25 protein-coding genes are annotated in these 23602 nt (G+C 56.5%); 12 read left to right on the forward strand and 13 right to left on the reverse strand.

Going from position 1 to position 23602, the window contains the following annotated elements; all coding sequences use genetic code 11:
* Positions 1-95 precede the first annotated feature (95 nt).
* The 4 genes from GOW40_RS03410 (at position 96) to GOW40_RS03425 (ending at position 3385) form a co-directional block, all read left to right on the forward strand.
* A complete protein-coding gene (locus tag GOW40_RS03410) occupies positions 96-857 on the forward strand; it encodes an SDR family oxidoreductase (RefSeq protein WP_171128543.1) in 762 nt (253 codons plus the stop codon).
* Between the two features lie 79 nt (positions 858-936).
* On the forward strand, positions 937-1578 hold the full coding sequence (alkB, locus tag GOW40_RS03415; protein WP_171128541.1) for a DNA oxidative demethylase AlkB: 642 nt from the start codon (positions 937-939) through the stop codon (positions 1576-1578).
* Positions 1579-1649: 71 nt separating this feature from the next.
* On the forward strand, positions 1650-2696 hold the full coding sequence (ada, locus tag GOW40_RS03420) for a bifunctional DNA-binding transcriptional regulator/O6-methylguanine-DNA methyltransferase Ada (protein WP_171128539.1): 1047 nt from the start codon (positions 1650-1652) through the stop codon (positions 2694-2696).
* The gene (locus GOW40_RS03425) at positions 2693-3385 is read left to right on the forward strand and encodes a 2OG-Fe(II) oxygenase (RefSeq protein WP_171128538.1); all 693 of its coding nucleotides are present in this window, start codon (positions 2693-2695) and stop codon (positions 3383-3385) included. The genes ada and GOW40_RS03425 overlap by 4 nt, the downstream gene beginning before the upstream one ends.
* A 277-nt stretch (positions 3386-3662) precedes the next feature.
* Here GOW40_RS03425 and GOW40_RS03430 read toward each other — a convergent pair whose 3' ends face one another.
* The 6 genes from GOW40_RS03430 to GOW40_RS03455 are packed head-to-tail and all read right to left on the reverse strand — an operon-like array spanning position 3663 to position 8590.
* Positions 3663-4037 (reverse strand): hydroxyisourate hydrolase, encoded by a 375-nt coding sequence (locus GOW40_RS03430; protein ID WP_171136352.1) that lies wholly within the window; start codon positions 4035-4037, stop codon positions 3663-3665.
* A complete protein-coding gene (locus GOW40_RS03435; RefSeq protein ID WP_171230859.1) occupies positions 4034-4945 on the reverse strand; it encodes a BMP family protein in 912 nt (303 codons plus the stop codon). Before GOW40_RS03435 ends, GOW40_RS03430 begins: the two co-directional genes overlap by 4 nt.
* A 53-nt stretch (positions 4946-4998) precedes the next feature.
* Complete coding sequence (locus GOW40_RS03440) at positions 4999-5955, reverse strand: tripartite tricarboxylate transporter substrate binding protein (protein ID WP_171128533.1); 957 nt, start codon at positions 5953-5955, stop codon at positions 4999-5001.
* Positions 5956-5962: 7 nt separating this feature from the next.
* The gene (locus tag GOW40_RS03445) at positions 5963-7510 is read right to left on the reverse strand and encodes a tripartite tricarboxylate transporter permease (protein WP_171128531.1); all 1548 of its coding nucleotides are present in this window, start codon (positions 7508-7510) and stop codon (positions 5963-5965) included.
* 1 nt (position 7511) lies between these two features.
* On the reverse strand, positions 7512-8000 hold the full coding sequence (locus GOW40_RS03450) for a tripartite tricarboxylate transporter TctB family protein (RefSeq protein ID WP_171128529.1): 489 nt from the start codon (positions 7998-8000) through the stop codon (positions 7512-7514).
* Positions 7997-8590 carry a 2-oxo-4-hydroxy-4-carboxy-5-ureidoimidazoline decarboxylase gene (locus GOW40_RS03455; protein ID WP_171230860.1) on the reverse strand — a complete coding sequence of 198 codons (594 nt, stop codon included), beginning with the start codon at positions 8588-8590 and terminating at the stop codon, positions 7997-7999. The genes GOW40_RS03450 and GOW40_RS03455 overlap by 4 nt, the downstream gene beginning before the upstream one ends.
* 66 nt (positions 8591-8656) lie before the next feature.
* Here GOW40_RS03455 and GOW40_RS03460 point away from each other — a divergent pair, with 66 nt between their 5' ends.
* Entirely contained in the window at positions 8657-9613 is a 957-nt protein-coding gene (locus GOW40_RS03460; RefSeq protein ID WP_254444235.1) for a LysR family transcriptional regulator, read from the forward strand.
* 386 nt (positions 9614-9999) lie between these two features.
* On the opposite strand, the gene GOW40_RS22400 is transcribed toward GOW40_RS03460, so the two are convergent.
* Positions 10000-11157, reverse strand: coding sequence for an adenylate/guanylate cyclase domain-containing protein (locus GOW40_RS22400; RefSeq protein ID WP_171128524.1), 1158 nt, complete (start codon positions 11155-11157; stop codon positions 10000-10002).
* A gap of 188 nt (positions 11158-11345) precedes the next feature.
* On the opposite strand from GOW40_RS22400, the gene GOW40_RS03470 reads away from it, so the two are divergent.
* From GOW40_RS03470 to GOW40_RS03480, 3 genes are all read left to right on the forward strand, one after another.
* On the forward strand, positions 11346-12233 hold the full coding sequence (locus GOW40_RS03470) for an AraC family transcriptional regulator (protein ID WP_171128522.1): 888 nt from the start codon (positions 11346-11348) through the stop codon (positions 12231-12233).
* A 114-nt stretch (positions 12234-12347) separates the two neighbouring features.
* Complete coding sequence (locus tag GOW40_RS03475; RefSeq protein ID WP_171128520.1) at positions 12348-13301, forward strand: alpha/beta hydrolase; 954 nt, start codon at positions 12348-12350, stop codon at positions 13299-13301.
* A gap of 59 nt (positions 13302-13360) precedes the next feature.
* On the forward strand, positions 13361-13870 hold the full coding sequence (locus tag GOW40_RS03480; RefSeq protein WP_171128518.1) for a nuclear transport factor 2 family protein: 510 nt from the start codon (positions 13361-13363) through the stop codon (positions 13868-13870).
* Between the two features lie 97 nt (positions 13871-13967).
* On the opposite strand, the gene GOW40_RS03485 is transcribed toward GOW40_RS03480, so the two are convergent.
* Positions 13968-14432: a hypothetical protein gene (locus GOW40_RS03485; RefSeq protein WP_171128516.1), complete on the reverse strand. Its 465-nt coding sequence runs from the start codon at positions 14430-14432 to the stop codon at positions 13968-13970.
* 149 nt (positions 14433-14581) lie between these two features.
* Here GOW40_RS03485 and GOW40_RS03490 point away from each other — a divergent pair, with 149 nt between their 5' ends.
* Positions 14582-16330 carry an adenylate/guanylate cyclase domain-containing protein gene (locus GOW40_RS03490; protein WP_171128514.1) on the forward strand — a complete coding sequence of 583 codons (1749 nt, stop codon included), beginning with the start codon at positions 14582-14584 and terminating at the stop codon, positions 16328-16330.
* A gap of 354 nt (positions 16331-16684) precedes the next feature.
* Here the strand turns inward: GOW40_RS03490 and GOW40_RS03495 are convergent, their stop codons facing one another.
* The 5 genes from GOW40_RS03495 to GOW40_RS03515 form a co-directional block, all read right to left on the reverse strand.
* Entirely contained in the window at positions 16685-17857 is a 1173-nt protein-coding gene (locus tag GOW40_RS03495; protein WP_171128512.1) for a cytochrome P450, read from the reverse strand.
* 40 nt (positions 17858-17897) lie between these two features.
* The gene (locus GOW40_RS03500) at positions 17898-18587 is read right to left on the reverse strand and encodes a pyridoxamine 5'-phosphate oxidase family protein (RefSeq protein WP_171128510.1); all 690 of its coding nucleotides are present in this window, start codon (positions 18585-18587) and stop codon (positions 17898-17900) included.
* Positions 18588-18696: 109 nt separating this feature from the next.
* Positions 18697-19677: a carbon-nitrogen hydrolase family protein gene (locus tag GOW40_RS03505; RefSeq protein WP_171230861.1), complete on the reverse strand. Its 981-nt coding sequence runs from the start codon at positions 19675-19677 to the stop codon at positions 18697-18699.
* 75 nt (positions 19678-19752) lie between these two features.
* On the reverse strand, positions 19753-20688 hold the full coding sequence (locus tag GOW40_RS22405; protein ID WP_371731800.1) for a response regulator transcription factor: 936 nt from the start codon (positions 20686-20688) through the stop codon (positions 19753-19755).
* A gap of 283 nt (positions 20689-20971) precedes the next feature.
* Positions 20972-21190: a hypothetical protein gene (locus tag GOW40_RS03515; protein ID WP_152456637.1), complete on the reverse strand. Its 219-nt coding sequence runs from the start codon at positions 21188-21190 to the stop codon at positions 20972-20974.
* A gap of 211 nt (positions 21191-21401) precedes the next feature.
* Between GOW40_RS03515 and GOW40_RS03520 the strand changes: the two genes are divergently transcribed.
* The 3 genes from GOW40_RS03520 to GOW40_RS03530 all read left to right on the forward strand — a co-directional run bounded on the left by GOW40_RS03520 (position 21402) and on the right by GOW40_RS03530 (position 23551).
* A complete protein-coding gene (locus tag GOW40_RS03520; RefSeq protein ID WP_171128506.1) occupies positions 21402-21902 on the forward strand; it encodes a Dps family protein in 501 nt (166 codons plus the stop codon).
* A 50-nt stretch (positions 21903-21952) separates the two neighbouring features.
* On the forward strand, positions 21953-22237 hold the full coding sequence (locus GOW40_RS03525; protein WP_171128504.1) for a coiled coil domain-containing protein: 285 nt from the start codon (positions 21953-21955) through the stop codon (positions 22235-22237).
* A 72-nt stretch (positions 22238-22309) separates the two neighbouring features.
* A complete protein-coding gene (locus tag GOW40_RS03530) occupies positions 22310-23551 on the forward strand; it encodes a DUF2254 domain-containing protein (RefSeq protein WP_171230862.1) in 1242 nt (413 codons plus the stop codon).
* The last annotated feature ends 51 nt before the right edge of the window (positions 23552-23602 follow it).

The raw sequence follows: 23602 nt of genomic DNA on the forward strand, positions 1-23602 counted from the left end.
TTCCGCCCAATTCACTTTGACCACAAGAACCGGATATTTCCGAGCTGAAGGACCGTGTTTTTTGCTCGCACATGAACAATGTGGAGCAAAAAGACATGCAACTCAAAGACAAGACCGTAATCATCGCCGGAGCCAGCAGCGGTATCGGCGCGGCCGCCGCGCTTTTGTTTGCCAAGGAAGGGGCAAACCTTGTGCTGGGTGCGCGGCGCGAAAAAGAGCTGATGTCGATAATGGGTCAGATCAATCAAAGCGGAGGGCGCGCAATATGCCTTGCCGGTGATGTGGGCGACGAGAGCTATGCAAAAATACTGGTCGAAATGGCTGAGAATACTTATGGCGATCTCAACGCGGCTTTGAACAATGCTGGAGCTATGGGAGACGCTGTGCCGATCCCCGATATGAGTTCGGACAATTGGGATGCGGTTGTGAAAACCAACCTCACCAGCGCCTTCTACGCCGCCAAACACCAGATCCCGGCCATGAAGCGCAGCGGTGGTGGGTCGATCATCTTTACCTCAAGCTTTGTTGGTCACACAGCGGCCTTTCCCGGCATGGGGGCCTATGCAGCCAGCAAATCCGGGCTGATCGGTCTGGCACAGGTCTTGGCGACGGAACATGGATCCGAAGGCATTCGGGCCAATACGCTCCTGCCCGGGGGTACCAAAACCGCGATGGCGGGTGACTGGGACACGAACGAAGACCTTAAGGGCTTTTACGAGTCAATCCACGCGCTCAAACGCATGGCCGAACCCGAAGAGATTGCCAAAGCCGCGTTATTCCTGGCTTCGGACGACTCGAGCTTTGTTACCGGCAGCGCGATGATCGTGGATGGCGGCAATTCGATCAACAAAGTCTGAGTGAGCTTAATGCGCAAGAAACGGGCTGCTTGGCGGTCCGTTTCACCGCATTTCTGAAAGAACCAAAAGGAGATGGACAATGCACGCGGATTTGTTTGCCGAATTGAATGACGCGCAGCAGCTTCCAGAGGGGGCGTCGTTTTTGCCCGGTTTTGCGCTCCCCTTTGTTGGGGAATTGGCCCGCGCCTTGGAACAAATCACCCAACAGGCACCCTTTCGTAAAATGATCACGCCGGGCGGCAATCAAATGTCCGTTGCGATGACCAACTGCGGTGACTTTGGCTGGATCAGCAGCCGGAACGGCTATGAATATCTTGGCCAAGATCCGGTCACGGGACATCCTTGGCCATCTATGCCGGACGTTTTCATGGCGCTGGCGCTCGATGCGGCGGCGAAAGCGGGGTATCCGTTCTTTGCGCCAGACGCCTGTCTGATCAACCGCTACGAGCCGGGCTCGCGGCTTTCCTTGCATCAGGACAAGAACGAGCACGACTTTTCACAGCCCATCGTATCGGTGTCGCTGGGTCTTCCTGCAACATTCGAATTTGGAGGGAAGAAACGTCGAGATCCCGTGCGATTGATCTCGGTCCAGCATGGCGACGTGCTGGTTTGGGGCGGGCCATCACGGTTGTTCTACCACGGGGTGCGGACACTTCGCGCAGGTGTGCATCCCGATCTGGGTGCACAACGCATCAACCTTACATTCCGCCGCTCACATTGATCGCAAAAATCGGAGTTTCTGAGCCGAGTGTTCCGGCGACCATTCAACGACGCTTTTTCAAGGAGGATATCATGCAGAATACAGAACAAATGTGGGACGATGTCCTGAACCGGGTGTCCAATCCCATACCTCATTTCTACTACGCGGTTTCGTCGACTGGAATCTATTGCCGTACAGATTGCCCGTCCCGGCGGCCCAAACGCAAAAACGTTCAATTTTTCGAAACTGGGCAAGACGCAGAAGAACACGGGTTTCGTGCTTGCCAGCGATGCAAACCCGATCACCATAGCCTCGAAGACAAATGGGTCGGTTTGATAGCACAAGCCTGCCGCGTGATCGAAGAGGCAGAAGAAGAGCCAAGCCTGTCGGAGCTGGCCAAACGCTTTCACGTCAGCCCGTTTTACTTTCAGCGCAAGTTCAAAGCGACCTTGGGGGTGACGCCAAAAGCCTATGCCAAGACCCATCGCATCGAAAACTTCCGCGCGAACCTGGCGCGCAACGAGGGCTCTATCACAAGTGCGATCTATGACGCGGGCTACAATTCCAGCAGCCGAGTCTATGAGACCGCAACCAAAACGCTGGGTATGACACCAACCCGCTTTCGAAACGGTGGCAAAGATGTCCGGATCCTGTTTGCCATAGGAGAAAGCTCTCTCGGTTCGGTTCTCGTTGCCAGCACGGAAAAAGGCGTCTGTGCACTATTGTTCGGCGACACGCCAGAGCAGGTTCTGGAAGACCTGCAGTCGCGCTTCCCGAATGCCGATCTGATTGGGGACGATCAGAACTACCAACAGGTCATCGGCCATGTGATCCGCTTTGTCGATGATCCGTCGCGCGGCTTTGATCTGCCTCTCGATATTCGAGGAACCGCATTTCAGCAAAGGGTGTGGGAGGCGCTGCGCGACATTCCCGTTGGCACCACTGCAAGCTATCGTGACATTGCAGCAAAGATCGGGGCACCCAAGTCCTTTCGTGCAGTGGCCCAAGCGTGCGGGGCGAATAACATCGCTGTCGCTGTGCCTTGTCACCGGGTTGTGCGTACAGATGGCGGCCTGTCGGGATACCGCTGGGGCATCGCGCGCAAACGTTCTCTGTTGAAACGGGAAGCAGTGGCATGAAGATATCTTCATCAGCCAATGAAGTGGCGGCGGATCTGAACGCATATGGCTGTGCAAAGCTAAAGGGTTTGCTCGCACCGGGCGAATGCGCTGATCTGGCCGCGCTTTATGCCTCAGAAACTCCGTTTCGCAGCCATATCCAAATGGCACGCCACGGGTTCGGTAAGGGAGAGTACAAGTATTTCACCTACCCCTTGCCGAAAATGGTCCAGGATTTGCGCGCGCAGCTATATCCCCTACTGGTTCCCGTGGCCAATGCGTGGAACGCGCGGATGGGGTTCGAAGCCCGGTTCCCCGAAAACCATGATGAATATCTCGAACAATGCCACGAGGCTGGGCAAGTCCGCCCGACGCCATTGTTGCTGCAATACGTCCCCGGTGACTTCAATTGTCTGCATCAGGATGTCTACGGCGCGTTGGTGTTTCCGCTTCAGGTTGCTGTGTTGCTGTCGCGGCCCGGTTTGGACTTCGATGGTGGTGAGTTTGTCTTAACCGAACAGCGCCCTCGCATGCAAAGCCGTGTCGAGGTCGTGCCCCTACAACAAGGGGATGCAGTCGTTTTTGCAGTGCGAGATCGACCGGTTTCGGGTGCCAAGAGAGATTATCGTGTAAAAATGCGCCACGGTGTTAGCCGCATCAAAAGCGGAACGCGCCACACTCTTGGGATTATCTTTCACGACGCGCAATAGTCAGGAACTGGACCGCCGGTTTCAAAACCCTTGCCGGAACTCGAGTATGCTTTGGCATCCGCTAAAAACATTGCCATCTGGGTGGTAGCACCGTTCGAAGGGGCTCAAGGCAGACCTTGCGCACGGATGCACGCCTTGCATCCCGCATTCCGGATTTTCGATATTCGAGGCAGTTGCACGTTTCGGGTCCGATCATCAAAACTGATAAAATTCGAGAGTGCGAGGACACGCTGCCGCTTAGCTGCGTTTCGCGCCTGTCCGAAAAACAGATCGGGTTTCATGCCCCTCCGCGAAAAAGAGAAAACCCCCAGGGTGTAAACTTGAACGGGATGTGGAAATGCTCGGAGATTCTGTCGATCCCGAAACGAAACACCGCATCTTCGACGAAGGCAGGCTCGGGCAACACGATACCATTCGTTCGATAATACACTCCGACACCGAATGTGATCTCGTATAGACCTCGGGTCACTCCGACCCCGTCGGAAACCGGATGCGAAAAATGGCCGCTTTCTGCACATTGTCCACGCGCAATCTCTGTCTTGTCAGGATCGCAGCGGATAAGCAGAACGGAAAGGTTGGCCGCAGGCACCCCGTGCGCGACATCCACAGCATGGATTGATATCCCACCAGGCTTGATGGCTGTTTCGGTCATGCGGCGAACTCGAATTCCGGGCCGTCATAGCTTGTTGCAACGGGAACGGTACCTTCGGCGATTTTCCTTGCAAGCGCCGCGATTTCCTGCCGGACGGGCTGCGGTACATCCTGTCCCATCGACAGGGAAACCGCTTCTTCACGGATCCCGAGGTGCACGATCTCGTTCGGGCGGAACCCGCTTTGCATATCGGAAATGGCGCGCATCACACCCAGGTCAATCCTGGCCATGGCCGAGGCCACGAACACTTCGGGGTCGGCTCGGCACCAATCTGCGGCGTTTCCGATCTGATGCATCCCGGTCATGCGGCACGCTCGGGTTGCACCATCCCGCGCCGCGTTGAGCATTGTGAAGATTATGTCGGCCCCCTCGCCTGCAATGGCAGCTGTCCACGCCTCAGTCACCGCGCTGTCATCCTGTGTGCCACAAAAACCGCTCACAAGCCGGACGTTTTTGTCGGCAAAGCGAACACCTGCCGCAAACGCAGCGCGCCCCTTCAGGCCAGGCACGACGCGGTGCCCGGACAAATGGCCAACGGTTCCTGTCCGCGTCATGCGTGCGGCGAATACCCCGGCGAGGAAGGCGGATTGCTCCTGAAGCACGTCATAACTGGCAATGTTCGACCCTGCGACATTACCCTGCACGATAGCGAAGACGCGTTCGGGAAAGGTATCCGCGACGTTTGGTGTGACCCGATTGCCCTGCCCACCGACGAAGACAACACCGTCCGAGTGCTCGGCCGCATCGCGCAGCGCCTGAGCCATAGCGGCAGTATCATATGGGATACCGCTCACCACGTTGACGACGCCTGTGTCCTCGTTCCGTTGAAGCTTCTGCACGCCCTCAAGGGCGCATTGGTTGAACCCGTTATCATAGAGTTCCCCGACAAAGATGATCGAAACGTTCATGCTGGAGTCTTTGGTGATTGCGGAGCGCCAAGAGCGCCCCGCGTTCCAATCTTTCAACCGTTCACGTTGGCCGCTTTGATAAGCGGCTCCCATGTTGTGATCGTACCCTCGACGAATGTCGTGAAGTCTTCGGCTGACATCGGCGTATGCTCGACACCAAATTGTGCAAGGCGTTCGATCACCGGTTCTAGCTGCATGATCTCGGCCACCGTATCGTTGATCGTTTTGACCATTTCAGGATCCATACCAGCGGGGCCCGAAAGTCCTGTCCAGTTTTCGATCACGATATCATGGCCAAGTTCGCGGAACGTCGGGATGTCGGGGAATGCCGCTGAACGTTCCGGCGCAGCAAGCGCGATGGGCTGGGTTTCGCCTTCGGTGATAAGATCGCCGTTGAGCGCGACCATGTCATAATAAGCTTCGAGAACACCTGCACGGAAATCCTGAATAGCTGGCGCGCTACCCTGATAAGGGACATGAATCTGTTCGATCCCAAGCTCGATATCGACCGCCTTTCCAAGGATATGCGTGATCGAGCCAACACCCGAAGAACCATAGGTGATACCGTCGCCTTTGGCTTGGGTGATGTATTCGTCAATCGTTGTGATGCCCGAAGATGGCTGCACGAACAAAGCAGGCGTCGAGGCGCCAAGATACGCGATATGTGTGAAGTCACCCATCGGATCATAGGGCAGATCCTCGAACTGGGTCGGCGCAATGGTGAAAGGGGCATTGTTGCCAAGGATCAGGGTTGTGCCATCGGGCGTCTGCTCGGCGACGAAATCGGCTGCAACCGTGCCACCTGCTCCGGGCCGATTATCAACAACCGCTTTCTGGCCGTACTCGCTTTCGAAATACTGCGCCAGCACACGCGCGATCAGGTCGCTGGTACCACCCGGCGGGAAGGTTACGACAATTCGGACGGGCTCGTCGGACCATTTGCCCGGGTCGGCAACGGCAGGTGCGGCGAAAACGAGGGCGGCGGCACTCATGGCGAGGAAGTGTTTCATGGTCTGATTATCCTTTTTTGGAGGTCGAAAGGGCTTCGGTTTCGGACAGAGCGGCTGCGACATTGCGCGCGCGACGCCGTGCCCTAAGCGCCGAAGCGATGGCATAGGCAAGAAGGATGACGGTGATCGCGATCAGGATCCCGCTGATCGGACGCGTCAGGAAAACGGTGGCGTCGCCGCGTGACAAGAGCATCGCACGGCGCAGCTGTTCCTCCATCATCGGGCCGAGGACGAAACCGATCAGAAAAGGCGCTGGTTCGAACCGGAAGAGCCGCATAAGATATCCGGCCCAGCCGAAGGCCAGCGTCAGCCAGACATCAAAAACATTATTGTTAAGCGAATAGACCCCGATGCAGATCAACACGATGATCGTTGGATACATGTAACGGTATGGGATCTTCAGCAACCGCACCCACAGCCCGATCAGTGGGATGTTCAGGATCAAAAGCAAAATATTCCCGATCAGAAAACTCGCCACCAACCCCCAGAAAAGATTGGAATGCTCGACCAGAAGCCGCGGTCCGGGCACGATCCCATACATCATCAGCGCCCCGATCACGAGAGCCATGGATGCGCTCCCCGGCACTCCAAGGGTTAGCGTGGGAATGAACGCGGTCTGTGTCGCCGAGTTGTTTGCAGCCTCGGGAACGGCAACGCCCTCAATCGCCCCTTTGCCAAAGCTCTCGCGATTGGGCGAAACCTTTTTTTCCACCGCATAGGCCACGGCTGAGGCAACCGTTTGTCCCGTGCCTGGCAGCGCGCCAAAGAAGCTACCAATGCCGGATCCCCGCAGGATCGGCGCAAACATGGCTCTCCATTGCGCGCGCGAAGGATAGAATTTCTTGTAGTCGATCTCGTTTTGAAAGGCGCCCTTGGCGTTCGCACGGATCGAGACGATCAACTCGCCCACTCCGAAAAGACCCATGGCAACGATCACCAGATGCACACCGTCGCGCATCTCGGGAATGCCCATGGTGAACCGTTCAGCTCCGGTTGTGATATCGACGCCAACAGTGCCCAACATCAGGCCCGCAACAACCATTGTTATGCCCTTGATCGGGTTGCCGTTAGAAACGGCCGAGGCCGCGACGAGGCCCAGCAAAATTACCGCAAAATATTCCGTCGGCCCGAAGTTGAGCGCAAGCTCTGCAAGCCCAGGGGCCAGTATGGCCATCACGATCATGCCGATGATGCCGCCCCCGAATGACGCGATTGCGCTGCCGAAAAGCGCGATGCCCGCCCGCCCGTCACGGGCCATCGGATAACCGTCGATACACGTAATCGAGGAGGACGGCGTGCCGGGAATATTCATCAAAATTGACGCAATCGACCCGCCGTATTCCGCCCCGTAGTAAACCCCTGCGATCATCACCAGTGCCGAGGTTGGTTCGAGATAGAATGTCAGTGGCAGGATCATCGAGATCGCGGCCATCGAGCCGATGCCGGGCAACACGCCGATGAAGGTGCCGAGGAAGACGCCGACAAAGCAATAGAGCAGGTTCTCGGGTTGCAGAGCGACGAGCAGTCCGTTTCCGAAACCGATGAGGTTCTCCATGTCAGACCCCTCCAAACGGCGCGAATGGTAGGCCGATCAGCCCGATAAAAAGCGCCCAGCAGGCCAGCGACACAAATGCGCCCAGGATGAACTTGCCAAGGACCGGCAATGACGGGTCGGGCAAACTAGCGGTGATCACGGTCAGAAATGCGCCGGGGACCAATCCGATCCGCCCCACGGTAAGGGCAAAGACGGCCAGCGCCGCACCAATCGCTGCGAAGGAAATCCAGTCCGGGCGCTCGGCGTCCGAGGTATCGCGCAAATCGGCAGCGATGACGATCAAAGATAGAACCGCAAGAATGAAGCCGGTGATCACCGGAAACGCGCCGGTTCCAAGGCGGCGCAACGAGCCGACGCCAAGCTCGTATCCACCGACGATAAACACGATGCTCAGCGCCAGAAGCCCGGCTCCACCGAGCGCCCCTAGATAGGCATGAGGTGGCCGAGCCTCCTCTTCATTTCGGCGCAACCGCAGCAGGAAAGCCCTCATCTCTTTGGACCTCCCACATTGGCGCTCGTTACCTCCACCTGAAAAGCTTCCTGCGGATTTGACGTTTTGTCCGTCAGTCGGGACAGGCGTGCTTTCATCACGGAAACCACCTGCCCCAGTGATCGTCTGAGTTCCTCTTCCGGGGCTGCCGAAATCCTCAGATCGAACTGGTCGAGGATCGCCCCGAATTCCGTGTGTTCGTGTAAGGCGACGATCAACGGATAGCCATGCCGTTGAGCATAGCGCTGGTTGATATCCGCCAACGCCGCAGCTGTTTCGCGATCGAGATCCAGAAGCTCGAGCCTACCTTGTTCCATCTGCGAGGCGAGTGTCATTGACGTGGGATCTGGCGGTGACAGTTCGGGATGAGCGCAAAGCAGCTGCAGTGCCTCGTCTTTCTTGAGGTCCCGCACTTCGTTATCTAGCCATGCCGCAAGCTCGTCTACGGTGCCGAAGGGTCGGGCTTCCGCCGCACGGCGCGCAAACCAGGTCGAACGCTCGACGATCCGCTCCATCATGGCCGTCGCCTGATCGAATGTTGCCTGATTGAAAGCCTGAACTGAAAAGCTGTGCGGCGCGGTGCCTTGCATCTGAACCCCCAAGTCTAAGGCACAGCTAACACCGATCTTGCATTGCCATCTATTTCAAAAATATCCATGCTGCATTCGCAAAAAGGCAACAGTAGGAGAACCAGCATGCCACTGCATTTATTGCCGAGGGCGCTGAATTATCTGGAAACTGTCGCGCGTGTGGGCTCTATCCAGGCGGCCTCCCGATCCATCGGAATTGCCGCTTCCGCCATTGACCGACAGATCATCGCGCTCGAAGAAGATTGCCAGACGCCGCTTTTCGAACGGCATGCTCGCGGCATGCGACTGACCTCCGCCGGAGAGGCCGTTGTGCTGCTGGCTCGACGCTGGCGGGCAGATGAAGAGCGCCTTGAAGAAGAGATGCGCACAATGCGCGGAGAGCAGTTCGGCACGGTCCGGCTGGGCGCGATGGACAGTCTCGTGAACTCGATCCTGCCCGAACTCGTCTCAACCTTCGCAGAGCAGTATCCGCGGATCAGGTTTGCCGTCGACGTCATGACGCCAAGAGAAGCCGCGCATGAGCTGGATATCGGCAGCATCGATCTCGCCCTGGCCTTCAACGTCCCGAATGATCGCTCCCGCCATGTTCTTTGGTCCTCCCCATTGCCGTTCGGCTGCGTCGTCGGCAAAGACCATCCGCTTTGGGACCATACAAGCACAACGCTGAGCGAGGCGGCGGAGTACCCCCTGGCAGCGCAAAGCCGCGTGCTACCCGTTCGCGAATACCTCGACAAGCGCTTTGGATGGCTTTTCGAAACCGCCGAGCCTGTGCTTGTGACAAACTCGCTTCAGTTTCTGAAGCAGATGCTGATCAGTGGAAGATACCTGGCGATCACCTCGCGGCTGGACGCGTTGAGCGAGTTGGAAAGCGGCAAACTGCGCTTCGTACCTCTGACGGATCAGGGTCTTCGTCCGCAATCCATCAGCGTTTCGGTTGATGCGCGTCGCCCCTTGCCCCGCGCCGCTCGGCTCGTTGGAGAAGCACTCTCGCATAAGCTTCTCGAGAAACTGGGCAAGACTTGAGCATCATTGAAAACTGTTGATCTTCTTAGGCTTATGATCAGTTGTCACACAAACCACGAGAGAGTTAGCCTCATCTTATTGTTCGATTCCGTGGCGCGTTGGCTGTGATGCACGCGGCGTTGCGAATGCCTTTCTCTAGTTCCTACCCACGCCAGCAAAATGGCTTTGTCGCATCTGAAATAGACGCCGGTACGAAACGACATTCAAACCCAAAATACGCTCGTGAAATCAGAGTGCTACGTTTCGAAGTTGATGTGTGCCACTGCCCTCATGTCTGGCCAATCAAGGAACGCGCAAATGTCGCTGCCTGACAGGGCAAAAGATAAAGTCTTGTAATTGGCAAAACAAAACCAACCCGGTTCGCCGAGCAGTTGACTTCGGAACAGTCAGTCTTGGAGCTTGAAAGCCACGATCTCATGGGACAATCCGCGAATGGAATGATAGCCGGCTGACTGCATTTTTCGTGTCATCCGCTCTGCAACGCTCTGTGTCACCAGTATCTTTTCGTCGAGTTTCTTACACAGGTCCTGAATACGACTTGCCACGTTCACAGCTTGACCGACGACGGTGAAGTCCAAGCGATCAGGGCTGCCGATGTTGCCAAAGGTAACTCGGCCGAAATCGATGCCGATTACAAATTCTATTGCCTCGGTTTCCTTGTCTGCGGCGGTTTCATTGTAATCGCTTAGGTTGGCCAGAGCTTGTTCTGCCGCCTGCACCGCAGATATGCATGAGGCTTCCGCGTTATCATCGACATTGAAAACAGCAAGTATGCCGTCTCCCATGAATTTGAGAACGTCACCCCCGTTATTCTGGATGGGTGTTACCACCATCTCAAAGTACTCTCCCATCATGCTAAGCAAGTCGTCTTCGGACCAGGAAGAGGCTTTCTCAGTAAAGCCACGCAAATCTGCAAATAGGATAGCGGCAGAAACTGTTCTGTGCTCTCCGCGCCTGATATGCCCCTGGCCGACTTCTTCGGCGGGACCGTGGCCCAGATAGGTTTGAAGAAGGCTCTTTTGCGAATGACGCATCGCAATGGGTTCCAAAGCAGCCGCAAGTGCGTATCGCGTCTTTTCAATGAATTGGATGTGCTCATCCGAAAACCCTGCATCCGCATTCGAGGTGAAACTGGTGCCCTGAACCGACCCGTTGCCGTGCTCCAGCGGGATGGCCAGAAAATCGGTAGCACCGGTTTCGACCAGCTCGGTATAGATGGGATGTTCTGTCCGAAGGTCCAGATCAATCAAACGTTTGCGCAACGGCCGCCGCTGCGTGACCACATATTCGAAGGGGCTGCCGTGCCAGGCACCGGTCGACAAAATCGTGGTCGGCACCGTGTATCGGCGGGTTTCTTCTGGGGTCCATATGATCCCCCATGCGCTAAGCAAAGGGTTGGAGTAGTTCTGTGCGATCCGTGCGCGGGCCAAGGGCACGCCCTGAGCGGTCAATCCTTCGCAATAGCCTTTGACAATCAGCCTCTCGTCGCCCAGCAGGCGGCCATCGGAAATCAACCAGTGGTTCAGGTGATCAGTCTCGGTCACTGTAGTCTCACATTCTTGATCCGCGACGATACTTTAACTGTCACTGGCGTTCGACCAGCCACGTTGGATATCGACCACCTAAAACGTCAGTAAGGTGTTTGACCCGGTATCTGTTGGCACCGGTATCCAATGTTGTCTGCACAGCCAAGACCTGCAAATCTGTCTATGTCGCCAGCCGGAGCCGCTTATTGCCTCTAAGATATGCTGATATCTATCCGTCGGAACCGTTGCTGAACAGTGATGCGATGCAGCGCCCTTCAGCGGCGGGCCTGATGTCGGTGCGGTATTTTCGGGCCGAACCTGACCGGATGCCGGAAGAGGTGTTTACGGAACATCATGTCCTTCTGAACCTGCAGGAAAAGGGACATCGCGTTCAGAATTGGCGGGATGGGACACTGCGGGATTTCACCTTTTGCAAGGACGAGGTCATCGTGACCCCGGCAGGCATGCGGTCCGGTTGGCGCTGGTACGGGCGATCCGACGTGATCGTGATTACCTTGCATCCGGACAAAGTCCGACACTTCGCGCAGTCTGAACTTGGCATGCTCCTGGCTCCGGAGCAGTTTCACGATCAGCCGCAGTTTTCCGATCCCGACTTATGTGCCGCAGGCGTTATCCTTCGCGATGCGCTGGCAACGGACGATATGTCCTCGGCGGTGATGTTCGAAGCCATGAGCCGGGTGTTTTTGGTCAAACTTCTGCAGAAGTACGGCAAACGCCGAGCTGAAGAGGTTGAGCTGTCTGCGCGCTTTACGGCTCAGCACTATCAACGGGTGCTGGCCTATGTTCAGAACCATTTGGATCAAACTATCTCTGTCGATCAACTGGCCTCTGAGGCGGGCATGAGCCCCTCGCATTTTGCGCGCGTTTTCAAAGAGACGCTGGGCTCGACCCCCATGCAATATGTTATGGCTTACCGGGTCGAACAGGCGATGAAGATGATGGAAGATCCCGCCCGCCCACTGGGCGATATCGCCCTGGCATGCGGATTTTCAGACCAGGCGCATTTCACGCGCAGTTTCAAACAGGTGGTGGGCCAGACCCCGCGCGCATTCCGCGCTGCAAAAGCTGTGTAAAGCAGGATCTTTCAAAAACGCAGCAGTCCGGTGCAAGTATCCCTGCCGCCGACAGCGTATCTCAGATGTCATCGGGCTCGTGCCCATCCAGACAGATTTTTGGGAGATACCGCTATGAACACCCTCGCCCTGAACACCGCCGCAGCGTTGATGGCCTCGACAGCTGCAGTTGCGCAAGTTGAAACCCGCACCGTAACCTTTGAAAACAAAGGCGCCACGTTGTCCGGCACGTTGTACTTGCCGGAAGAGCGCGGATCAGAACCGCTGCCCACGGTTGTTGTGACAGGCGCCTGGACATCGGTTCAGGAACAGATGCCCGCCAACTATGCGCGCGAGATGGCCGAACGCGGCTTTGCTGCCTTCACCTTTGATTTCCGCGGTTGGGGTAAATCAGGCGATCTGCCAAACAAAGTGCGCTTTGTTGAAAGCCCCGAAGCAAAGACATCTGACATCAAAGCCGCAATCGCATTTATTGCGACCCTGCCCGAAGTGGACGCTGATCACATCAACGGTCTGGGGATCTGCGCCTCGGCCGGGTACATGGTCGACGCGGTTTCCGGCAACCCGTTGGTCCAGCGGTTGGGTTTGGTTGCGCCCTGGTTGCAGAATCAAGAGATCGTCGAGGCCGTCTATGGCGGCGCAGAAGGTGTCGCCGGGTTGATCGAGGTGTCCCACGCGGCCGAAGCTGCAGGGGGGCAGATCATCCCTGCCGCAGGTCCCGAAGGTGCCGAAGGTGTGCTGATGCCGATCGGTGGATATTACTATGAGGCCGACCGTGGGGCGATCCCGGAATATGATGACAAGTGGAACAATGCGGGCTGGGAGGGTTGGCTGACCTATCACCCTGCCGACAATCCGCAGCGTTTGGACAAACCGCTGGCTATCGTGCACTCGGAAAGCGCGGCGATCCCGCAAGGCGTTCAGACCTTCCTTGCTGGCTTCGCAGGCGAGGCGACAGCGCAATGGCTGGAAGACGTCACGCAGTTCGATTTCTACGACAACCCCGAGGATGTCGCTCGCGCAGCAGATACCATCGCCGACCACTTCCGCGTCGGCTTGAATAACTAAGCCCCATTTGGACGCCGAATGATCATTCGGCGTCCCCCCTGCATATTCGGAGCAACCTCATGCGCAAAGAACTCACTTCCACACTTGCTGCTGTATCCGTGATCGGAACCGCTGCTTTCGCTGAACAACCCGCCAGCATTTCGACTGCGATCACCGATATCGCAGCAGGCGCAGACCGCCACGACTGGACCCGAGTGCGCGGTGCGTTTGCCGATACTGTCACGACGGATTACACCAGCCTATGGGGCGGTGACCCGGTCACGCAGCCCGCTGACGAGCTTGTGGCGGGATGGTCTGCTTTTCTGCCCGGGTTCGACTCGACCCATCATATGGTAACCAATCATACGGTCACATCATTGTCCGATTCATCGGCCAGAGCGCAGGCCGATTTTACGGCAACCCATCATCTTGATGATGGATTGTGGGTGCTGGGTGGCCGTTATGACTATGAGCTTGTGAAATCAAATGACCGCTGGCGCGTCACGTCGATGACCATGACCGCACTTTGGGAGACTGGGGATCGTAGTCTGGTCGCTCTTGCTGGCCAGCGCGCTGCCGAGGCGAATTAAAGGAAGGAGCATCACAGGTCAGCGCATCGCACTCGTGACCGAAGCCAACTGCGGCATTGGAAAAGAGATTTCAGACCAATTGGCCCAAGACCACAGATCAACGGTACTGATGTGCGCGCGATCTGGCAAAGGGGCGGCTTGCAACGAATGAGATAGGATAAGCGTCCAAGCCGCGCAATTGGATGTTTCCGAACCCGGCTCCGTTGCGGCGGCTTTCGAGAAGATTGAAACCGCCTTGGCCGCCCCGATATTCTGATGATCGACCGCGCCAAAGCAAGTGTCGCCAGCTATTCACCTTCACCAACTCCTCATCAACATGCCGCTTCCACTTCGAAGAGGCGCTTGCGTGTTGCAACCGCTGCGTTCTGATCTCTAAAACACACATCGGGCCGAACCTGCTCGACCGATACCAGACTGCTTCGTAGCTGGCATCGAAACCGCATTCATGGAACTGATCTTCCATGTTCCGAAATGAAAGCGGAAACCGGGTATAGCGCATCGCCGTCAGGCAGATGATCTCAGGTCTGGTATTGATCCATTCGAACGATGCGGGTCTTGCCATTGGCAAACGCCACGTCACCGCCTGCCCCGCTTGAGCGAAGACCTTCCGACAAAACCTCTTGGATCGAGCCAGGCGCAGCCTCTTGTTCTTGATCTGTATCCTAAGCTACGCTTCGACAATCACGGAACCGAGGTCGCGTCAGAATTCCGATGAAACGACGATTAACGACAATATTGGCCGCGGATATCGCTGGCTATTCGCGCCTTATGGCGGATGACGAAGAGGGTGTGATTCAACGGCTGAGGGACGCCAGAGCCAAGGTGATAGATCCCGCAATTTCTGAACACCAAGGTCGGGTCGTGAAGACAATGGGAGACGGGTTTCTGGTCGAATTTGCCTCGCCAGTGGCCGCATTACGTGCTGCCCTCAAAGTGCAGGATGGTATGCGAACACGGCAAGCCGTGGAACCAGAAGAGCACCGCCTGAGGTTTCGTGTTGGCATAAACCTTGGCGATGTGGTGATCGATGGCGACGACGTGCTGGGTGACGCCGTGAACATAGCAGCCCGGCTTGAGAGTTTGTCACCGGTTGGTGGCATTTGTATCTCGCGCCAAGTGCGGGATCAGGTCGAAGGACGCATAGATACTGCTATCACGTCGCTGGGGCTGCAATCGGTTAAGAATATTCCAAATCCCGTAGAAGTCTGGTGCGTAAATGTAGATGGTGCCGACCCCCTGCCCGCCTCACAGACCAGCCGCGACGTCCCCAGCGTTGCCGTGCTGCCTTTCGAAATCAACACTGACGACCCGGATCAACAATTTCTTGCATCAGCATTGGTCGAGGACGTCACTGCTGCGCTGGGGCGTTTTCGACGGCTGGTCGTTATTTCTCCAAGCTCGGTTCGCGCTGTGTATTCTAAAGACCAGAACGGCTCGGAACTCGGGAAAAAACTTGGTGCAAAATACGTTGTCGAGGGGTCGGTTCGCCGCGGCGGGAACCGTTTGCGCGTGTCCGCGCGATTGATCGGCGCGAGCGACGAAGAACAGGTTTGGGCCAACCACTGGGACCGGCCTGCAGACGATCTGTTCGACATTCTCGATCAACTCACCGGTGCCATCGTTACAGGCGTCGAACCCGAGATCGGTGCCCATGAGCGTATGCTCGCCCGGCGCGCACCGACCCACAGCCTTTCAGCGTGGGAACTCTGTCAACGCGCCTACGCGATATTTGCGCGTGCCACACCCGAGGCAATGGCGGAGTCGGACCCGATATTTGAAGCGGCCATCAAAGCAGATCCGGGCTTCGCCCTGCCAAAGGCACTTTTGGCGCGACAAAGGTATTTCTTGCTTCGGCTTGGTGTCGCAAAAGACCCTGCCGCTACGATGGCCGAGGGGCTGGAATTGGCCCAGTCAGCACTCGACATTGATCGACGCGAGGAAGAGGCTTACTGCGCAATCGCTCTCTTATATGGCGCGACAGGGCGCATGAAAGAAGCCGTGATCGCGGCGGATAACGGCCTTGCGCTAAACGACAATCATGCGGTGTTGCATCACGCCCGGGGCATCGCATCGCTGGGTTTGGCAGATTGGGATGCAACGATTGCGCATGAGGAAAAAGCCCGACGCTTGAGCCCGCACGATCCGGTGATTTGGGCCTTTCTGACAACTGAAGCAGCCGGGCTGGTTTGCCGTGGTGGTGAAGGCGACCTCGAGGCCGCAGAAGAAAGATCACGTGAAGCGATGCTCGCAAACGACAAGGTATGGCATCCTCCCGCAGTAGCTGCGCTTTCGGCGGCGCGGCGCGGAGACCATGCCACTGCGCAAAAACTGATTGAACGCGCGAAAGAGACGTTGCCGATGTTCAGCGCATCAATGATAAGGCAGTCCCTGGGAAAAGGCGCGCAGACAGAGCCCTGGTCAAGCATTTCGGAAATGGTCGAGGACATGGGTTATCCTTGATTTCCGATTTGTCATTTCAGCGTTCGCTTATCGAACCTGGAAGCTGGTAGACCCACAAAGCTCAGCAGTAGTCGCATTGTTGTGGTCTTCGGCACTGGACTGCCCAATGCCGAGATCCAATGTGGTTCGACTAAGCTGCACTCAAAAGCACCGGAGCTGTCATTCGCCGGTTTTCATTCCCCTGAACCCAACACCGTCGATAGGCCACAACCGGGTCGGCGCGCCAATGAGCGGGCAAAACCATCATTCGGCCTGTGAGTTTCTCTGGCGCAGAATTTGTCCGCCCGGAAAACGTACTCGCGCTTCATACTTCTTTGGATTTCCAGCCACCTCGAAAACCTGAGTTGGGTGCTCTTAGCGTCCGCCCCGCAATCGGACCGGCATTGACAAGGCCCCGCGAAACGCCCAGCCACCGAAGGGGACAGGGCCATCCAGGGATAGGTTCGGGAAGCGGGCAAAGAGTTTGGGCAGCGCAATATCCGCAATCAGCGTCCTTGAGGCCGCCGCTCCTGCACAAAAATGAGGTCCTGCCCCGAAGGCGATGGCTTTGCCAGTGTCGCGTGTCAGGTCGAAGCAGTCGGGATCTTCAAAGACGCGCGGGTCGCGATTGGCGGCGCCGAACATCAAAAAAACGCGTTGTTCCGGAGCAAAGTCGTATCCAAGCACCCGCTCGGGCCGACCAACTTGACGCGGTGACATTCCGATGGGGGAGATCCAGCGCACATATTCTTCGAACGCATGTGCATAGTTTGCTGCACCGGATTGGATCATCGCGAATTGGTCGGGATGGGTGAGCAGTGCCCAAACAACGCCCGAGATCGCATCGCGAGGCTCGTTCTGGCCACCGGAAATCGTGAGTTTGATGTTGGCGCGCGCTGATTCCATGTTGAGGCCGGCGGCAAGCTGCACGGACAGAAGCGAGGTGTCGGGGGCAGCCTCCAGCTTGGACACCATCCGGTCGATATGCGCATCGATAAAGGACGTTGCGGCATGGCAGCGCTGTTCCACTTCGGGGTCGCCACCGTAATTGGCGCAGCCGTCTATCATGTGCTGGCTGACGCGATCCATCTCTTGCGCCGTCATTTCGGTTAAGCCTGTGATGACCTTCAGCGCCTCACCACAGACGGGCATCGCGTAGTCGCGCACCAGATCGCAGGTTTCGCGGTCCGCGAGGCTGTCGAGAACGCGGTCCGTTGCTTCGGCAAACTTATCGGCCCAGACCTGACGGACAGTTTTGGGGCTGAGCGCAGGAAAGATGATCTTGCGCTCAGCCATATGGTCATCGCCGTCTTTGCGCATCAGGTTTTCGCCCATCAGAACGGTCATCAGACCGCCCGGCTGCTTTGACGAAAAGACGTCGATGCGCTTTTCCTGCTCAAAAATATCGTCACGCCGCGTGATCAGCACCGCCCCCAGTTCAGGCACTTCGACCGCAGGCGCGATCTGTTGAATATGCTTCAGGTCCGGATAAGGGTCATTCCAGAACGCTTTCGGATCAATGGAATAGCTTGGGGCTTTGTCCAGCATGGTGCGTTCCTCCCTCTGCGGCATGCTATTGTAGTGCCGATCAGGACGTGCCGTCCATGATCTTGCCCATGTATTCTTCTTCGGTGATTGTGCCGCCGTTTTCGGCGGCTTTGCCTTGGTCGTCTTCGTGCAGAAAGTCCTGGATCGGTTCGATCCGTTTCCAGGCCGGGAAAGGTTGGTTGCCTTCGGCGTCGGGCACGTAGATCGAGTGCGGCTCGGTTCGTTTGTGTTTGTGGATGTAACGCGCACAGTTCTGGAAGACGCGTGTGACCTCGACCACGGCAACCATGTTGCAGCCCGGGAAATGGGCCATCAGTTCGGGGTCTTTCAAAAGCTTCGCCTCGCCCTGAACGCGGATGCGCCAAGGTGTCTCGAAGTCCATGAACAGCATGCCGATCTTGGATGCGGCGTCGATATTGCCCATCGAAAGCCACATGCCATTGCCATCATAGTTCGGAAACACAAGCCGGTTGTCGCCCAGTGATTTCACAAAGCCCACGGGCCCGCCCTTGTAGGACACCGTCGGCTCGCCCTGTGCTGTGACCGTAGACAGAAAGAAATAGTCGCGACTTTCGATATAGTCGATGTGATACTCTTCCAACTCATCGCGGACGATGGCCTGAATGACGGCATGAGACAGTTTGGTGTGGCCATGCGAGTCCTGCAGCTTGCGCTGCTGGTCGGTGTAGAACTCTTCATGCGTTGGAATTGCGGGTGTTGGGTCTGTCATCGGCCCCTCCTTGATAGACTGCGTTCTGAGATGATCAGCGACGTGGCCCCAAGAGCGGCCGTCAGCGATTTCTCGACGACGGCCGCGTAACCACGAGGTCAACGATGCATCACGCCTCTTCCGAAGCCGGTTCCACGGCGGTTTCAGGGGTCGGCTCCGCTCCGCTCGATGCGCGTTCAAGCACCGTTCGTGCCACATCGGGGCGATTATAGTGGCCTGCGGGATCGATAAAGATTTTGGAGGCTTCGATCATTGCCAGATCAATGTCGGCGATGGCCAAACCGTCCTCATGCTCGTCAATTGGATCGGTCAGGCGCGAGCCGTCGGGCCCAAAGATCACCGCCTCGCCCCCGCCGGGCTGCACAAGCTGCTTGGCACGCTCATCCCCCAGCGTGATTTCGTCGATCAGATCCTCGGTGATGATGCTGCTGGGGCAAAGCACAAAGCAACTGCCCTCAAGCGCATAGCTGCGGCTTTCATTCATGTTCATTTCCGCTGAAAGTGCAAAGGCTTGCGGGACGTTCTTGAACATACCGAATGACGGCCAGGCCGCGACGTGGATTTGTTCGCCCAAGCTGAACATGCCGTGACGGTTGATCGGCTGCAGGTTTTCCCAACAACACAGACCACCGACGCGTCCGATCGAGGTTTCATTGACCTTAAGATCCGTTGCTGGACCTTCGCCCCAAACCGTGCGTTCCATGTGCGTTGGCTTTAGTTTGCGGCGCGACATGATCAATTCACCCCGGTCGTCAATCAGCGCCTGACCGCAATAGATCGATCCATGCGCGCGCTCGGCATACCCGGTCATCACATGCGTGCCTGCCGCCTTTGCCGCCTCGCCGATGGCTTTCATTTCAGGGCCGTCGACCTCGATGGCATTCATCCGGTGACGCATCACCACGTCCATCCCGGCCATGGGGGGCACAAACCAGATGGAATATGGATATCCTGGCAGCCACACCTCGCCAAAGGCAATAAGTTTGACGTCTTGCTTTCCCGCCTCTTCGATCAGGACGATGGTCTTGTCCAATGTGCCCTTGGCATCCAGCCAAACCGGAGCGGCTTGAACGGCAGCAACTTTAACCATTTGTCTTCTCCTGTCCTGTTGTCGCAGAACAGTTTGAAGAATACGAACTCGTTGAACAGTCCCCGAACGGGTACCCTAAAGCGAGGACCGATAGGCCGCGCTCATGGCGGTTCGGTTGTCGGTGCCGAATACCCGGTTGAGCGCCTTAAGGTGCTTGCGGACCGCAGACTCACCGGTAGAAAGCTCGTTGGCGATTTCCGCATTTGACAACCCCGCTGACGCAAGCTCGGCCACATCCCTTTGGCGTGGGGTCAGATGGGGCAACTGCCGTGGCAATTGCGCAATCTCGGTCGACACTTGCGTTGCAAACACAGACAGGTCCAGCAACCCGTCCGTGTTGAGCTGCGCGGTTGTTTCGACCCGCTCTGTGCCGAAATACAAAATCCCGTGCATATCCTGACCATCATAGATCGGCAGCGCGGCAAACCCGTCGAGCCCGAATTTGCGCGACACTTTGTTATAAAGCTGACTTGTCGTCCAACGTGAACCCAGATGTGTCTGGGTTGAGGCCGGACGCCCCGTGCGCCGCACATACGCCAGAACCGGGTCAATCGGCTGACCGATACTCCGGTAAAGATGTTCGAAATCTTCCGGCAAACCAATGATCATGCCTTGGCTGAACCGGCCATCAGCGTTGTTCAGAAACAACCCCACGCTGTCCATGCAGGACGCGTTTTTGATCCGATGCAAAATGCTCGGCAACTTCTGTGGGTTCACTTCGGAATACCGCGTCGCCATACCGCCTGGTCCCAAACGAGATAGCGCACTATGCAGCACCAAATATGCAATCGCAAGGTTTCGGGCCGTGCAGTCTAAAGCCGCCGGGTTTCGGGCCTTTTGTCGAAGACCAAGCGATGCCACCTGCCCCGCAGACGTGACGCCCAGAAAACCCTTGAACAGCTTAACGGTGAGCCGCTTCCACCTATTCGGATTGTTAAGCTCGGAGCATTTGACATTGACCCATACAGGGTCACTGCACTGAACCATCGTATATCCGGCGCGCCAGGCCATGAGCTTTGGAGGCCGTCCTAAGATAGCGATGCTGTGCGCAGCCTGATTGCAGAAACCGGTTGCGAGCTTGGTCTCCTACCGATTGGCGGATGAATCTATCCTGTCACAGCGGATTGTGTCCGGATGGATCAGTTTTGTTCTGCCAGCCGCCTAAACCGGTGAAAAATGCAAGACTACCGGAATAGGCTGCGCGCGGTGACAATGGAGGAATGCATTCGGTCGGCGGCAGCGTGGGGCGCTACGCTGGCACAGGTTCCGCAAAGGTGCGCTGTGGATGTTCGTGTCACTCATCCACAACCCGAAACTCGCCGGACGGTGCGTCAGTGGGTGGTTCTTCGAACTCGTTCGAAATCAAGCCGCGACGGATGAGCTCTCGAATGGCGGCCGCTCTGGAAGGCAACCTGTTCTCGAAGCGCCAATCATCAATGGCCTTGAGCTCTTCTAGGTCGAGCATCAGTTGCAGTTTTTCCGTGCGCTTTGGTGGTCGATTTTGATCAGACACTGGCATGACCTCAGTAGCTTACGTCAGTTACTCCAAGCATGTATGGCAATGAGCCTGCGTGTCTACAGCAATGTTGGCATGTTGGGCCGGATACCCAGCATCATGAAGCCCCCTATGATGCGCTGGATACATATGTTAAGTATATATTTTTAATTGATAATTTTTATTTCGCCCTTAGGTATTACTCCGCAAGCAACGAAACGGAGTGAAAATGATACAGCAAGTTTTGAAGTCTGAAGTTCAGGAAGAAACGAACGACACAGGCATCAATAAAAACGCCTGGATCGCCAACGCGGTGACGGAAGTATTGGCCGACACCATGGTTCTGATGGTGAAAACGCAAGGGACGCACTGGAACGTTGTAGGCCCGCTTTTCCTGCCGATCCATGAGTTGACAGAGCGTCAGTATCGCGACCTGTTCGAAGCTGCGGATGAATTGGCAGAGCGGGTGCGCGCATTGGGTCAGGTGGCCCCGATCTCGTTCACGGACATGGTTAGCCAAGCCAAGCTGACCGAAGAGGAGACAGTTAAAGACGCAGAGGGCATGATCAAACAACTGGTCGCAGACCACGAAGCGATTGCCCGGAACTTGCGTGAGACTGCCGCAACCGCTGCCCGTTATGGCGATGGAGCGACCGAGGATCTGATGAATGCCAGAATGGCGAAGCATGAAGAAGCGGTCTGGATGCTCAAGGCAATTGTCGCGGCCTGATTGGCGGCTCGCATCGACCTGAACCAAAGTTTGAGAAGAAAGGAATAGACATGACACGTGTTGGTTATGAGAAAAAGGCACAGCTGCAACTGGATAGTTGGAATGCCCAAATTGATGCTCTTGAAGCCAAGCTGAAAGTGGCTGAGGCAGAAGCGGCGATTGAGCTCGAGGAACAGCTCAGCAAGCTCTACAAACTAAGGTCTGACGCAGAGGCTCAGCTAAAAGATTTGAAGTCGACCAGTGACGAAGCCTGGGAAGATGTCAAAGAGGGTTACGAGTCTGCGTGGGGCGATATGCAAAGCGCTCTGAAACAGGCAGCCAACCGGTTTGCGTAAATCTTAACGCTGGCGTGGCGAACGAAGCCCGCATTGTGAATGGGGACCGGAATGCAAACACCCAAAAAAATAATGAGGTACTTTCGCGGGTTCCTAACCATCCCTGCCGCCATCAGCCTTTCAGGTCTTTTGGTGGCGGGGATTGTCTTTAAGACCGAACAAGCGCTCATGAGCTGGGGATGGTCCACATCCGATTGGCTCAGCGTTTCAAATCAAACCGCGAGCGATGTACTAAGCGCAATCTCGGCAGCGTCCATGTCCGCATTGGTCATGGTCTATTCTATTGTTCTACTGGTCTATACTTTGGCAGCAGGATCCATAGGTCCCAGGCTTTTGCAGCGCTTTGGCGAAGACCGGGTAAACCAGATCGCCGTTGGCTCACTCGGAGCTACGTTTTTATACAGCTTGCTGATCTTGTGGCTGGTACGGGATGGCACTTCCGTGAACCTGGCCGTCGCGATTGGCATAATCTATTCAATCATTTCAGTTCTTTTGCTTTTGCTTTTCGTTCATACCGTATCGACGCGCGTAACCATTGATCAGGAAGCGGCGCGGATTTCGGAAGCTTTGGATCGCCAAGTGAGCACGGCGATCGAAAACAGCGCAGATATTCCGTCTTCAGAGGCAATTCCTAGAGAGGGAGACAAGCGCCAAGTCTCGGCTTCGGGCACTGGGTATGTGAACGCGATCAATACCGAAGGTCTGGTGAGTGCGGCCAAGGAAGCAGGAGCAGTCGTCGTTTTTGATGTGCAACCAGGCGGCTTTATGGTCCCAACGGACACATTGGCCAATGTATATGGTGATAGTGACGAGAGCCTCAATGATCGGGTGCAAGCGGCAGCTCCGTTGATCCCTGCGCGAGATCCTAACGGCGATATTCGCTTTTCTGTCCATCTTCTCGTGGAAATCGCACTTCGGGCCTTATCGCCGGGCGTCAACGACACGTTCACCGCGATTGTGTGCATCGACCGCCTATCGGCATCCCTGGCCCGCGCGTGGTCGTCCAAGCTCTGCACGGGTGTGTATCGCGATGAAGACGGGACCGTGCGGGTGGTTTACCCGTCCATCACCGCTGCATCGCTGTTTCAAGACTCGATGCCAGCCCTAAGACGCGCTGCCCGGGGCAATGGCCTCGTAACCGCTGCCCTCATTCGAGCGTTGGTGCGCATCGCCGAGGCAGCGCCACGTGAAGATGTACGGGCTGTCATAGATGAACTGGCCGCAGTCAGAGATGAGACGCGACAAAGCGATATGTTAGAGCGCGATATTGATGAGTTTTGTGGCCAAGTCGAAACCGCAATTGAAGGGTTTTAGTCGACCGTCCTCGACATTCCAGCCGAACTTGGCTTGTCGTTCATTTCGGTT

It is taken from the genome of Ruegeria sp. HKCCA6707, from assembly GCF_013033515.1.
In the GTDB taxonomy this organism is placed as follows: Bacteria; Pseudomonadota; Alphaproteobacteria; order Rhodobacterales; family Rhodobacteraceae; genus Ruegeria.